General features: G+C 57.1%; 12 protein-coding genes. 9 read left to right on the top strand and 3 right to left on the bottom strand.

The window, feature by feature from the left end; all coding sequences use genetic code 11:
* The first annotated feature begins 75 nt into the window (after nt 1-75).
* The 5 genes from istA (at nt 76) to AC3I0A_RS12635 (ending at nt 8907) form a co-directional block, all read left to right on the top strand.
* The gene (istA, locus tag AC3I0A_RS12655) at nt 76-1590 is read left to right on the top strand and encodes an IS21 family transposase (RefSeq protein ID WP_489374736.1); all 1515 of its coding nucleotides are present in this window, start codon (nt 76-78) and stop codon (nt 1588-1590) included.
* Nucleotides 1591-1609: 19 nt separating this feature from the next.
* Nucleotides 1610-2365, top strand: coding sequence for an IS21-like element ISPsy14 family helper ATPase IstB (gene istB, locus AC3I0A_RS12650; RefSeq protein ID WP_489374734.1), 756 nt, complete (start codon nt 1610-1612; stop codon nt 2363-2365).
* Nucleotides 2366-2482: 117 nt separating this feature from the next.
* The gene (locus tag AC3I0A_RS12645) at nt 2483-3274 is read left to right on the top strand and encodes an EH signature domain-containing protein (protein WP_489378147.1); all 792 of its coding nucleotides are present in this window, start codon (nt 2483-2485) and stop codon (nt 3272-3274) included.
* 5 nt (nt 3275-3279) lie between these two features.
* Nucleotides 3280-6309, top strand: a complete 3030-nt coding sequence (locus tag AC3I0A_RS12640; RefSeq protein ID WP_489378146.1) for a DEAD/DEAH box helicase — start codon at nt 3280-3282, stop codon at nt 6307-6309.
* Nucleotides 6310-6759: 450 nt separating this feature from the next.
* Nucleotides 6760-8907 carry a DNA recombination protein RmuC gene (locus tag AC3I0A_RS12635; protein ID WP_489378145.1) on the top strand — a complete coding sequence of 716 codons (2148 nt, stop codon included), beginning with the start codon at nt 6760-6762 and terminating at the stop codon, nt 8905-8907.
* A 95-nt stretch (nt 8908-9002) separates the two neighbouring features.
* Here AC3I0A_RS12635 and AC3I0A_RS12630 read toward each other — a convergent pair whose 3' ends face one another.
* A complete protein-coding gene (locus AC3I0A_RS12630; RefSeq protein ID WP_489378144.1) occupies nt 9003-9218 on the bottom strand; it encodes a DUF3079 domain-containing protein in 216 nt (71 codons plus the stop codon).
* Nucleotides 9219-9449: 231 nt separating this feature from the next.
* On the opposite strand from AC3I0A_RS12630, the gene AC3I0A_RS12625 reads away from it, so the two are divergent.
* From AC3I0A_RS12625 to AC3I0A_RS12610, 4 genes are read left to right on the top strand one after another with little or no spacing between them, the layout of a single operon-like run.
* Nucleotides 9450-9980 (top strand): iron transporter, encoded by a 531-nt coding sequence (locus tag AC3I0A_RS12625; RefSeq protein ID WP_489378143.1) that lies wholly within the window; start codon nt 9450-9452, stop codon nt 9978-9980.
* Nucleotides 9981-10340 (top strand): cupredoxin domain-containing protein, encoded by a 360-nt coding sequence (locus AC3I0A_RS12620; protein ID WP_489378142.1) that lies wholly within the window; start codon nt 9981-9983, stop codon nt 10338-10340. It abuts the gene before it with no gap.
* A gap of 21 nt (nt 10341-10361) precedes the next feature.
* Complete coding sequence (locus tag AC3I0A_RS12615; protein WP_489378141.1) at nt 10362-11216, top strand: FTR1 family iron permease; 855 nt, start codon at nt 10362-10364, stop codon at nt 11214-11216.
* A complete protein-coding gene (locus AC3I0A_RS12610) occupies nt 11204-12574 on the top strand; it encodes a 4Fe-4S binding protein (RefSeq protein WP_489378140.1) in 1371 nt (456 codons plus the stop codon). The genes AC3I0A_RS12615 and AC3I0A_RS12610 overlap by 13 nt, the downstream gene beginning before the upstream one ends.
* 520 nt (nt 12575-13094) lie before the next feature.
* On the opposite strand, the gene AC3I0A_RS12605 is transcribed toward AC3I0A_RS12610, so the two are convergent.
* Together AC3I0A_RS12605 and nrdD are read right to left on the bottom strand one after the other, a co-directional pair.
* Nucleotides 13095-13790: an anaerobic ribonucleoside-triphosphate reductase activating protein gene (locus tag AC3I0A_RS12605; RefSeq protein WP_489378139.1), complete on the bottom strand. Its 696-nt coding sequence runs from the start codon at nt 13788-13790 to the stop codon at nt 13095-13097.
* Entirely contained in the window at nt 13787-13954 is a 168-nt protein-coding gene (nrdD, locus tag AC3I0A_RS12600) for an anaerobic ribonucleoside-triphosphate reductase (protein WP_489378137.1), read from the bottom strand. The genes AC3I0A_RS12605 and nrdD overlap by 4 nt, the downstream gene beginning before the upstream one ends.
* Nucleotide 13955: the final 1 nt, after the last annotated feature.

The raw sequence follows: 13955 nt of genomic DNA, 5'->3' as shown, positions 1-13955 counted from the left end.
GGCAGCGACGCAGGATTATTCACTACCATCGACCTCTTTTCTCGAAGCGAAGAGGTCGTCGTGGAGCGTATATCCATGCGTAAAATCCGAGAGGTACTACGCCTAAAGTTCGACGCCGGCCTGTCCGTGCGCAAGATCGCCACCAGCCTTCGCATCAGCAGTGGCAGCGCCGGCAACTACCTGCATCGCTTCAACGCTTGCGGGCTGACCTGGCCGACGGCGTTGTCGGATGCTGAACTGGAACGCTGTCTGTTCCCGCCAGCGCCGACGGTTCCCAGCGATCAACGGCCGATGCCCGACTGGGCTCATGTTCACGCAGAACTGCGCCGCCCCGGCGTGACTCTGGCTCTGCTCTGGCAAGAGTATCGGCTCAGCCATTCGCAAGGCTTCCAGTACAGCTGGTTCTGCGAGCACTACCGCCTCTGGGCCGCCAAGGTCGATGTGGTCATGCGTCAGGAGCACCGAGCTGGCGAAAAACTGTTCGTCGATTACGCTGGCCAAACCGTGCCAGTTATCGACCGGAAAACCGGCGAAATCCGTCAGACGCAGATCTTCGTCGCCGTCCTGGGCGCCTCAAGCTACACCTTCGCCGAGGCCACCTGGTCGCAAAAACTCCCAGACTGGCTGGGCTCGCACACTCGGTGCTTCGCTTTTCTGGGCGGCACCTCACAGATTCTGGTGCCGGACAATCTACGCAGTGGCGTCACCAAAGCACATCGCTACGAGCCCGACATCAACCCCAGCTACCGTGATCTGGCCGAGCATTACGGCGTAGCGGTGCTGCCCGCGAGATCCCGAAAACCCAAGGACAAAGCCAAGGTTGAAGTTGGTGTGCAAGTGGTCGAGCGCTGGATCCTAGCGGTCTTGCGCGACCGCCAGTTCTTCTCTCTCGGCGAACTCAACATAGCAATCGGACTGCTGCTGGATCGCCTCAATCAAAAGCCCTTCAAGAAGCTGCCCGGCTCGCGCCGGTCGGCCTTCGAGAACATCGACCGGCCCGTGCTGCAACCGCTGCCGGAACATCCTTACGTTTACGCCGAGTGGAAAAAAGTGCGGGTACACATCGACTACCACGTCGAAGTCGACGGCCATTACTACTCGGTGCCGTACCAGCTGGTGAAGCACCAACTCGAAGTGCGGCTGACCGCGCAGACTGTCGAGTGCTTCCACGCCAATCAGCGCGTGGCCAGTCATCTGCGCTCGCAGCACAAAGGTCGCCACACCACCCACACCGAGCACATGCCCAAGAGCCACCGCGAACATGCCGAGTGGACGCCACAACGGCTGATCCGTTGGGCAGAGCAGACCGGCCCGAACACGGCCGGCGTCATCGCCTACATCCTCGAGCGCCGAATTCATCCGCAGCACGGCTTCCGTGCCTGTCTGGGCATCCTGCGCCTGAGTAAACAGCACAGCGAAGAGCGGCTGGAAGCCGCTTGCCAGCGTGCGCTGGCACTCGGCGCATGCAGTTACAAAAGCCTCGAATCGATCCTGCGCCAAGGCTTGGAACGGCTGCCGCTGACCCAGCAAAACCTGCCACTGCTGCCCGAAGAACACATCAACCTGCGTGGCCCCGACTACTACCACTGACCTGAAAAGGAGCATCAAGATGCTACCCAACCCGACTCTGGACAAGCTGCAAACCCTGCGGCTGCACGGCATGATCAAAGCGCTGAGCGAGCAACACGCAACGCCCGACATCAGCGATCTCAGCTTCGACGAACGCCTCGGCCTGATGGTCGACCGCGAAGTGACCGAGCGTGAAGATGCTCGGCTGACCACTCGCCTCAAAGCCGCGAGACTACGCCACAACGCCTGCCTGGAAGATATCGATTACCGCAGCCCGCGCGGCCTGGACAAGGCCCTGATCCTGCAACTCGGTAGCGGCCAATGGCTGCGCGACGGCCTGAATCTGATCATCGGCGGCCCGACAGGCGTAGGCAAAACGTGGCTCGCCTGCGCGCTGGCCCATAAGGCCTGCCGGGACGGTTACAGCGTGCGTTATCTGCGTCTGCCTCGCTTGATGGAAGAACTGGGCCTGGCCCACGGCGACGGTCGCTTCGCCAAACTCATGGCGGGTTATGCCAAGACCGATCTGCTGATCCTGGACGACTGGGGCCTTGCACCGTTTACCGCCGCGCAGCGGCGCGACATGCTGGAACTGCTGGACGACCGTTACGGAAACCGCTCGACGCTGGTGACCAGCCAGATGCCGGTGGATAAATGGCATGCGCTAATCGGTGATCCGACCTTGGGCGATGCGATCCTCGACCGGCTGGTGCACAACGCTTACCGCATCGAACTGAAGGGCGAATCGATGCGCAGGCGCGCAACGAAATTGACTGCAACCGGGACTTCAGACTAACAATGCGAACCTGCGTCGCTGCGCTCCGACTGCCTGTCCAAGTGAGCGTGGAATGAGTGTCCAAATGATCGTGGGCTGAGTGTCCAAGTGTCGTGGAATCCGCATATGGACGGCATCATGAATGATAAAGCCGTAATCTATTTGGATTGCGGCGATTTTCACCTGATCGAAGGTTCGCATAGCTTCAAGGTTTGGGTATACCTTGCTCAGCCGGGAACCTCATTGCAATCTTACGAACGCAATCATTTCACGCATTCAGACCTAATCTCTGGATTGCCTCATAAGTATCGGGAAACGTACCCCTCCCTTCCATACGAAGCGATTGTTCACAATGGTACTTGGCAACGCAAGGTATTCGAGTTCCTCGCGAATAATGGTATCGGGCTGGATTTGGAGCAGTTGCTAAGCAGGCAGGAGTACAGGTCATATTTGAGCAGATTTGGCATACCCGTTGTTAGACGCGAAAGTGCACAGGTCCTGGAACCTAAAGAGCGATCTACCTGGGCAGCAGCCCCTACTTTTGTGCAGACCGAAAGAGGCGCCGTTGCGCCCACGCGGCCTCAGCAAACGGGTTTGAATTCGGCACCGAGACCTCCCCCACAGCCGGAGGAGCCGCACTCAAGTACCATTTCAGAATCTATCCAGCCTTTGCCTGAGAGCGGGAATGATCCACTGAAGGATCTTCTGAGCCACCTCGGTCCGTTTGAGCTAAACGTACTGCGCTACTTCGCCACCAACCCCGGCGACAAGGTGCGTTACGCAGCCAATGTACTGACGGTCGAATCACGCGAAATCAATCAGGTTCTATACGGCCGACTAAATGCTTTGTGCCAACAAACTGATAGTTTTGGTTGGTCGGTACGTGCAGATATCGCTGCCGCCCTAGACCGTCTGCCCGCAGGGGATTGAGGAACATGGGACTAGTCGAAATCTTCAAAAGCCTGCTGGGAGAAGGCAGCGCCAAGCTGAGTACACTGCAGGGTTTTATCTACCATACAGATTCGGAAGGTCTAAATGTCTACCTGGATCGAAAGGTTTATGCAGATCTTGTCGAGGGTCAGGGCAACGCGCTGCAGAAGATTCAACTGGTAGTCCTGCATATGCTCGAAGAGCAGGGTATTGCTTTACCTCTTGCCAATGGCTTTCATCTTTCCGCGGAAGACGCGGCGGGCCTAGACGATGAACAGGCAGAAATTCTGCGTCTGCCGCGTCGCTTCAATATGGGGTTTGTCAGTCGGCTCAGCGGTCGAACCGGGAATAGCAGTTTCAAGGCGCAGCTGTTGGTATCGTCTGACTCAGGCGAGATGCCATTTACCCGCAAGGGGCCGTTGCTCTATTTGAGCTTGAGTGAGGCCTACCGCCTTACGCCTGCGGAGCTAATGGGATTGATGGCTTGGGAGCATCACCAGAAACTGCAGCCCGAGCAACGTGGGGAGTCGGCCAATTTGCGGCTAATGGCCGAACTCCAGACTGCAGCACGCAGCGGCATGCGCATCGACCTCAGCCACTTCGAGCGGTTGGAGGTGGTGGTGCCCGAAAATGTTGGCGTCGTCGCTACCCGCTTGCCTGATGGCAGCTTGATGCTCTGCCCCAGTCTAGGTGATGGCTCAACGCCGGATCAATTAGAGAAGCGCTGGTCACAGCTCGACATGGGCGCTGATGGGGGCGTGCTGCGCATCGATAATCGCGTGGTGCTCCTAGACCAGCAGAAAATGCAGGCAATCAAGGAGGTTCTGGGTAACAAGCGTATTCCTGCCGACAAGGTTGCCGAGTTCATCGCGACGCCGAGTGCTTTTCTGGATGCCGCATTGGTCAATCTGGACCTAGGCTTTTCCATTCGTGTGGCTGGCATCGGCAAGCTCCAGCATATGGAGTTCGGCGAGCTTGATACCAAAAAGCAAGACTGGTTCAGTCTTGACACTCGCGCGGCTCCTGTCGAGATCATTTCCAAGTTGGTGCAGTCAGAGGAGGATTTGGTGCGATTCTCGGATGCCTACGCAGCAGCAAAACAGCAAGGTGCGGAGAGCCTAATCTTCGATGGGGAATCGGTGGATATCTCCAACTCGGAGCGGGTGGAGGAACAATTAGCAAAAGCCAAGACGGCTTTCAGCATATCGAAGACCGACACACCGGATGATTCTAACGCGGCAGACGACACAAAAGAACGAGTCAGCGTCTTGTTGCACGATGCTAATAAAATAAACAACGAGCTTTTGCGTATGGCTAGCCAGGCCAAGGCAGTTCGCGAACCAAACTGGGAAGCCTATGCACGCCAGCCGTTTCCCCACCAGCGCGAGGGTATCGATTGGATGCTCGGGTTGTTGGCATCTGCGCTGCAGGCCGACCATGACGACCTTTACCGACTACAGGGCAGCCTGCTGGCAGACGATATGGGGCTCGGCAAGACCTATATGTCTTTGGTTACGGTAGGTGAATACTTGTCTGAACAAAAGGCTGCAGATCAGCCACAGAAGCCAGTCTTGGTCGTGGCCCCGCTAAGCCTCTTGGAAAATTGGGAGGATGAGGTCAGTCATACCTTCAACGGCATTCCGTTCCGCGACATTGTCGTGTTGCAATCAGGAAGAGACCTGAGTCGTTTCCGAATCAAAGGTGCAGAACGGGAATCCAGCCAGTTGGCCTCATTGATGGACGATGAGGGGCAAATGGCTGATGACGCTCTTCGGTATGCATTGGCCATTGGCCCCGAATGCGGCGCTCATCGCCTGGACATGGATCGTCGACTGGTGCTGACGACCTATCAGACTCTGCGTGATTACCAGTTCTCGTTGTGCCGAATTGATTGGGGCCTCGTCATCTTCGATGAGGCACAGAACATTAAAAATCCCAATGCCGCGCAGACCCGCGCGGCCAAGGGCCTGAAGGCTGACTTCAAATTGCTTGCCACCGGCACCCCCGTGGAGAACAGCCTTGGGGATTTCTGGTGCTTGATGGATACAGCCCAGCCTGGCTTATTGGGTGGCTGGAGCGAGTTTCGTGACACCTGGATCAAGCCAATATTGAATGCAGTCGATGATGAGCGAGATGAGGTCAGGCGTGATCTCGGCGGCAAGCTGCGCGATGCCGTCGGCGCGTTCATGTTGCGCCGGGTCAAGGAGGACCAATTAAGAGGGCTTCCGAGTAAAACGATTCACAGCGGCGCGCCCCAACCTGAAGGCAGTCTGCTTAGTTATGATACCCAGCTCGCGCAGTGCATGAGCGGAGCGCAATTGAGGGCCTACGACGCCGCACTCGACAACTATCGCAGCCAGCGGGCCACGGAAGATATGCGTGGGCGCGCACTAGGCGTGCTGCAGAACCTCCGAGAGATTTCCCTGCATCCGTGGTTGCGGCAGGAGAGCCACTTGTTGGCCGGAAATGCCAAAGAAGCGCGTACGCGAATGTCGGAATCCGGGAAGTTGGTCGTTCTGTTAAATGTGTTGGATCGAATCCGCAAGCGGGAAGAGAAGGTGATCCTCTTCATGGTGACCAAACGCTTACAGCGCGTGGTGAAGCTTTGGCTGGACCAGATTTTTGATTTGAATATTTCGATCATCAACGGTGACACTGCTGCGGTACCCAAAAAGTCTGATGTGCTGACCCGTAAGCAACTGATTGCAAAGTTTGAGGTGCAGGCTGGCTTTAACGTGCTGATCATGTCGCCGGTTGCCGCGGGTGTCGGCCTTACCGTAGTCGGAGCCAACCACGTTGTACACGTGGAGCGCCACTGGAACCCTGCCAAGGAGGCTCAGGCTTCAGATCGGGTTTATCGAATAGGTCAGAAAAAGGAAGTCCACATCCATCTGCCCATCGCGCTTCACCCAAAGCATGACTCATTCGATGTCCATCTTGATCGTTTGCTGCGCGGGAAACTGATGCTTAAGGATGCGGTGGTCACACCAGAGATAGTGGGTGAAGTTGAGATGATTCAGTCGATGGGGTTGTAGATGGTGTGTCTCTGCCCTAAGCGAATACCCTGGGTATTGGCCGCCAGACCTTGCCACTCTCGTCCTTTCGCCATCACCTTAGCCCTCGCGCAATGAGCGTTAAAGCTATAAGTGATCGGAAATTAACGCCTCCTACATTGAATCCTTCTCCAGCGCAGATGAGCCTCATTACATAGTGATCCACTGGAAATGGCCAAGGGGAGTGATGCCCTTACCTCGCTTACGCAAACAACAACGATATGTCGTTAATCACGAAAAGAGTCGCCAGATGTACAGGTCGACGTATCAATCAGAATCGATCTCGCCGTCGTCGGACTTCTGAGGAAAAGAGGCCAAATAAAGGATTATCTGCGCGTCCTATCGTATTGACAGTCTATGCTTCAAGAGCGCAATGCCCTCATCTAGATATCAATGCTTTTAACCGGAAACTCCTCACGAAAGGATTTCACGATGCCTCAGGACCTCGCCACGCTCGCAATTTTTTGTGCCCTCAGCCTCGCGTTTCTACTAATGGGCTATTGGATTGGAAGCCGTTTTTTCGCTAGCAAAGCGGCTCAGCTGACCGCCGAGCTGCACAGCAAAGCACAAACCGACCAACAGCAATTGTCGAGTGACCTGGCTCTGGCCAAACAACGCGAAAATCAACTGGTCAATGAGCTTTCGGAGCAACAGGCTCAGCATCAAGAATTGCGCAATGCGTTGGACGAGATGCGTAATATTGAGAAAATCCTGGCTACACAGGTGAGCGCCTCGCAAGAAAAGCTGGTAGCAGAGCAGGCGCGGACACAGGACAAAATCGCTCAAATTATTACGCATACCAAGCAAATCGAAGAGCATTCGGCGCAGATCCGCGAGCAGCAAAATGAGAACACAACCCTACGGGAACAACTTGGGAAGAGCTTGGAGCAAGGCAAACAGCTGGCCGAACTCAAAACTGCCAGCGAGGCTCTGGGCCTTCGTTTCGAAAAAGCCCAAGAGCAGTTGAAGGCACAAAGCGAGCAGTTGGGCCAAAGCGCAGAGCAATCGCTACAGCTGGCCGAGGTCAAGAGCCTGAACGCGGAGCTGAATCAACGGTTGGAAAATATAAGTGAAGAGTCCGAGAAACAGCGTGAGCAGCTAGGGCAGAGCCTGGAGCAGAGCAAACAGTTGACCGAACTCAAAACTGCCAACGAGGCTCTGCACCTTCGTTTCGAAAAAGCCCAGGAGCAGTTGAGGACTCAAAGCGAGCTGTTGGGCCAAAGCGCGGAGCAATCGCTGCAGCTGACCGAGGTCAAGAGTCTGAACGCGGAGCTGAATCAACGGTTGGAAAATATAAGTGAAGAATCCAAGAAACAGCGTGAGCAGCTTGGGCAAGCCGTAGAACAAAAACAGAACCTCGACGATACGCGAGCGAAAGTGCTTAGCCTGGAAAGCGAACTGCGTAACCTGCGCAATACGCTGAGCGAAGCTCAAGCAGACGTCGCGCAACTCAACACCGGCCGACAGAAAGACCAACAGGCGGCAGATGAAAAACTCCAGTTGCTGCAAGAGAACAAGGAGCAGCTCAAACAGGAGTTTCAAAACCTCGCCAACCATATTTTTGATACCAAGCAGCAAAGCTTTTCAGAGCAAAGTCGCCAAGGGCTCAACGCCTTGCTGAAACCTTTCAAGGATCAGCTGGAGTCTTTTCGGCAGCGGGTCGATCAGGTGCATACTGATACAGTGCAGGGCCAAAGCTCGATGAAGAGCGAATTAGGCAAGCTGATGGAGCTGAATGCGCAGATCACCACCGAGGCGTCAAACCTCACCAAGGCGCTAAAAGGTGACAAAAAGCTGCAGGGGACGTGGGGCGAGCAGAAGGTTGAAATGCTGCTTGAGCAAGCAGGTTTGCGCAAAGGCTTCGAGTACCAACGAGAAGCCAACTTCAAGAATGACGATGCTGAAAATAATCGACCAGATTTTGTCATTCAATTACCGGAAGGCAAGCACATCATCATCGATAGCAAGATGTCCTTAGTGGCCTATACAGACTATGTATCAGCAGAGACCGATGAGGGACGTGCCACCGCACTCATTGCACATGTATTCGCACTGAAAACCCACATTAGCAGCCTCGCCGGTAAGAAATACCCGGAACTGACCGGGATGAACTCACCTGATTTCGTGTTCTTGTTCATGCCCGTGGAACCTGCGTATCTGGTCGCCGCAGAACACAGCCCATCCGTTTTTCAGTCAGCCTATGAGCAACGAATTGCAATTGTCACCGCAACCACACTGTTGCCAGTACTGCGTGTCGTTTCAAACCTCTGGAGTATTCAGCGACAGAATCAAAGTACCTTTGAACTCGCCCAGCAGGCCTCCAAGGTTTACAACAAATTGCGGGTGTTTGTGGAGAAAATGGAAAGGCTGGGCAACCAGATCTCAACCGTACAGAAGACGTACACAGAAAGTATGACCACCCTGAGCGGTGAACACGGCAGCCTGACCAAAACAGTCGACAAGTTCGTCGACTTGGGCGTGAAGGTAATTAAACGTCTGCCTGCATCCATGACGATCAATGATGACGACGAACATGGCGAGGCAGAATTGGTACCTATCGAAGAAGCTGCAAATGAGTGAGAGGTTCAAACCTTGACGCCCCTCGCATGGAGAACGAAAACACAGGCAATATCCGCGAGATGCGGACCCTGAATTATTACGGTCCGCATCTGCGCTCAGCTGCTCGAATCATCCGATGCTTTATCTGTCGCAATTAGCGGGTCAATGCCCCAGTCCCCGTGCAAATACCAGTCGTCGCCGATCATCTCGGCTGGATGCATTGTGCGATCGGAGCCATTTCCACAGGCCAGGGAACTCGCCGGACAGTACCTGTCGCAGCCCCAGCAGATGCGCTCGGGGTGCTTGGGGTGTAGGGGAAAATTCTTGGCCATGCTCATACTCCAAGTGACGGACAGCAATGCCTCGAGCCTACAGAGCCTGCCCGCACATGCGCTTGATACCGATCAAGAACATGCATTCACTACGTGGGTTTAACGAGACTGTTTCACCTGCCCGATTCGCAGGGCAAAACCCATCGCCGCAAAAATTGACAATAATCATTATTATTCGCAAGAAAGCTTCCTAGACTCGGGTTCTTACTCCTCAGTACCCAGGAAGACCTCATGCGTACCCCCTTTTCGCTGTCACTCGCCCTGCTCTTGCTCGCACCGCTGGCCCACGCCAAGGAATACCCGATCGGGGAGCCGCAATTGTGTCCGGGACTGGAAGTCGGGGCGGTGTATTTGCAACCGATCGAGATGGCCCCTGCCGGAATGATGCGGGCCACCGCGGATTCCGATGTGCATCTGGAAGCCGACATTCGGGCCACCGCCGACAATCGCCAAGGCTTTCAGGAAGGCAGTTTCGTGCCTTACCTCAATGTTTCTTTCAAGCTGAAAAAGCAAGGCAGCGAGCCAGAACTCAAAGGCGACTTCCATGCGATGGTGGCCAATGACGGCCCGCACTATGGCGACAATGTGAAGCTGCTCGGCCCTGGCAAATACCAACTGACCTTCACCGTGCTGCCACCTGGCGGTCATGGCTCCCTCGGGCGTCATACCGACAAGGAAACCGGTGTGGCGCCCTGGTTCGAGCGCTGCGAACTGCACTACGAATTCATCTATGCCGGCATCGGCAAGAAAGGTGGCTATTGAATGAGCCGCACGCCGTCTGAGCGCCGCACCCGATCGAGACACCTCGCCTGGCTGATTCTGGCCTGGGCGGTCACGCCATTAACCGCCTTTGCCCAATTGCCCAGCTACGAGCTGAGCCTGCGCGACGGACACTTCACCCCTGCCTTGCTGGAAGTACCTGCCGGGCAACGCTTCAAGATCGTCCTGAAAAACCTCGGCCAGGGTCCGGCGGAATTCGAGAGCACGCCGCTGCGGGTTGAAAAAGTGCTGTCACCGGGGGTGACAACTTTCGTGGTCATTCACCCCCTCAGACCCGGTCACTATCCATTCTTCGACGAATTCAATCCGCAATTGCCCGAGGGCGGCATCCTCGCCAAATAACCTGGTCGCACGGAGCTTTCCATGAATCAATCAATGTTCATCGTCTGGCGCGAAAGCGTCGAGGCGCTGCTGGTGATCGGCATTCTCCAGGCCTGGGTCAGCCAGCAAAGCCAGGGCAACCGCCTGACCCGATATTTGTGGGCCGGTGTGGTGTTGGGGTTGATGCTATCGGGACTGTTGGCGGTGCTGATTCTGTTTGCCGGCGAAGCCATGAGCGGATCGGCCAGCGAATGGTTCCAGGCCGCACTGGCGCTGGTCGCCAGCCTGCTGATCGTGCAAATGGTCGGCTGGATGCACCGCCACGGACGCACCCTCAAACATGATCTACGACGACACGCCGATGCTCATCTGGCCCGGCAAGGCGGCCTCGGCCTATTGCTGCTGGCGATGCTCGCGGTCAGCCGCGAAGGCAGCGAAACCGTGGTGTTTCTCTATGGCGCAGGTGCGCAGTTGCGAGGTCCACAGCTCGGACTGTTCGCAATCGGCGGGGTATCGGGACTGGTGCTGGCGGTGTTGACCATAGCGTTGCTGCACAGCAGTCGCCGGTTCATTTCATGGCAGAGATTCTTTGCGATCAGCGAAGCCCTGTTACTCATGCTCGGTGCGGCATTGCTGGTCAGCGGCACCGAGCGAATCGGCGGACAACTGCTCGCCCTGGATCTGCCGGAGATAATCTATAGCGGTGTTGGTGAAGCCCTCTGGGACAGCAGCGCGTTGCTGAGTGACAGCCATGGGCTGGGTGGTTTCCTCGCCGGTTTTGCCGGTTATCGGGCGACTCCCAGTGGCGTGACCTTGCTGGTATGGATCGGTTATTGGCTGGCCGTCAGCGGCTGGTTTCGGCAACGCTCGATGGGAAAAATTCCATGCCCGACCTGAGTCGCCGCAATCAATGGCTCCAGCGCCTGGGTGACGGCATGCGTCGCCACGCGCCAGTGATTCGTGCGGTGCAATGGGCAGTCGTGCTCATCTACACGCTGCTCTTGGTGATACCAGCCGTGCTGCCAATGCCAGACAGCCAGGCAAGGATCCTCGACAACCTGACCTTGCTCGCGCAGTTTCTGTTCTGGGGCATCTGGTGGCCGTTCGTGTTGTTGTCGATGGTACTGTTCGGCCGGCTGTGGTGCGGCGTGCTGTGCCCGGAAGGTTCACTGAGCGAATGGGCCAGCCGCTACGGCAAAGGTCTGGGCGTACCGCGCTGGTTACGCTGGGGCGCCTGGCCAACCTTGGCGTTCTGCCTGACAACCCTCTACGGCCAGTTGATCAGTGTTTATGACTACGCTCAGGCAGCCCTGCTGATTCTGGGCGGCTCGACGGTCGCGGCGGTCATCGTCGGCTTGCTGTTCGCCCGGGGCAAGCGGGTCTGGTGCCGTTACCTGTGCCCGGTCAGCGGAGTCTTCGCCCTGCTCGCCCGACTGGCACCCGTGCATTTTCAGGTGGATGAACAACGCTGGCTGGAAAATCCCGCGCCACGCCTGCCACCGCCCAACTGCGCACCCTTGCTCGATATCCGACGGATGCAAGGCGCCAGCGACTGCCACGCCTGCGGACGTTGCAGCGGTCAACGCGGCGCGGTCCGGCTGATCGCCCGCTCCAGCAACCAGGAGATACTTCAGTCGACGGCACACCCCCTGCCCGCCTGGGATGCTCGATTGCTGCTGTTCGGCGTGATCGGTCTGGCCATGGGCGCTTTCCAATGGACGGTCAGCCCATGGTTCATCGCCCTCAAACAACAGCTCGCCCAATGGCTGGTCGAACACGACCTGCTTTGGCCATTGCAAGACAACGCGCCCTGGTGGCTGCTCACCCATTACCCGCAGCTCAACGACAGCTTCAGCTGGCTCGACGGCTTCAGCATCATCGCCTACCTGAGCTTGAGCTCAATGCTGCTGGGTACGGCCTTGCTGATTCTGTTGCGTCTCACGGCGCGGCTGACGGGAAATTCGGCGCTGTATTCACCCCTTGCCCTGACCCTGACGCCCCTTGGTGGCGCCGGGCTGTTTCTCGGGCTCTCTGCGACTACCGTGAAGTTACTGCGCTATGAAGGTTTGCTGCTGGAGTGGGTGCAACCGGCAAGGGCGTTGTTGTTGATGGCGGCGATGGGGTGGAGTTTGGTGCTGGGGTGGAAGGTGCTGGACCGAGTTTCGTTGACCAGGCGACTGTCAGGCAGTGGATGCCTGTTATTGGCCAGTGGGTTGGTGGGGTATGGCTGGTGGCTGCAGTTTTGGGGTTGGTAGCAGTAGTTTTTTTGCTTTGCTTTGCTTTGCTTTGCTTTGCTTTGCTTTGCTTTGGCTTTTGATCTTGATCTACCCGCCCCTTCGGCAGGCCGAGCGGAGGTGTTCATCAGGGGACTGGCGCGCAGCGCCCCTCGGCGAAGCCGAGGACATCGCATGGAGGTCGTCGCGAAGCAGACCGGAGGGCGATGCCCCCTGATGGACACCGCAGCGAGGGAACGCCGAGCCTAAGCGAGGGGCCGAACGCTTGGGGCAAGACCTTTTGGGTCCCTTTGGGGCGTTTGCCAAAAGGGCCTCGCCGTAAGGGCGAAACCCTAAGTGGCCGTTACCGCAGAATGGATATGTACACCAGCAACAGATGGGAGTGTCAGGCCGCCTTCGCAGGCAAGCCAGCTCCCACATTTGATCTGGGTACATCCGCAAAAGACAGGCCGGTTGCCAGGCCGCCAACGCGAGCAAGCTCGGCTCCTACAGGGGGGCTGTGTACACCAGTAAGAGACAGTCCGGCTGTCAGGCCGCGGGATCACCCACGCAACACAAACTCCGGAAACAACTCGCGCATCGCCGCCCAAAGCTCCGCCTGCTCAACCTGCGCCGAAACACTCGACAAATGCGGATCCAGCATCCGCGCAGTCCTGACCAACTGCACCGCAAAACGCTTGACCCCCAGAGCACTCAAACGCTGCGCCAGAACCAATAACCGCGCAGGCTCGAACAAATGCCAATGCACCGTAGTGCGACACTCATAGTCGACACCACTGGCCAACAAATGCTCCAGACTGCGCCAGTTGGCGGCACCACTGCCCCCGACCCGGGTGATGATCTGACAATCCTCAGGCAACGCCTTGATATCGAAACCGACCCAATCGGCCCCCGTCACTGCCCTGGCAAAAGCCGCCGGTTTGATCCCCGCACTGTGCAAACCGATGCGAAACCCCATCTGCCGCACTTCATCCATGGCAGCTGACAAAGCGTCCTGCAACGTCGGCTCACCGCCGCTGAACACCACAGCGTCGAGCAAGTCCTGACGACGTTGCAGAAACGCCAGCACCCGACACCACTCCACTTCTTCGCTGCCGCGAGGCGGGATCAGTTGCGGGTTATGGCAGTAACGACAGCGCCAGGCGCAGCCCTGGCAAAACAACACGCAGGCGAGCTGTCCCGGATAGTCGAGAGTGGTCAGGGGCACCATGCCCCCGACCCGAAGCGTTCGACTCATTGGCGCCCGGCCAGCGCCGCGCTTTCAGTGAAATGGACCCGCTCGCGGTGCTCGGACTGCTTGCCCGGATTGAACGCCGCTACCGGGCGGTGATAGCCCATCACTCGGGTCCAGACTTCGCAGCGTTGACGTTGAGTCTGGGGCAATGTTTTCAATGCATTCATG

It is taken from the genome of Pseudomonas sp. KH_024_B2, assembly GCF_057839965.1.
Note: the sequence above shows the minus strand (reverse complement) of the source record. Positions and strands in the feature narration are given on the sequence as shown.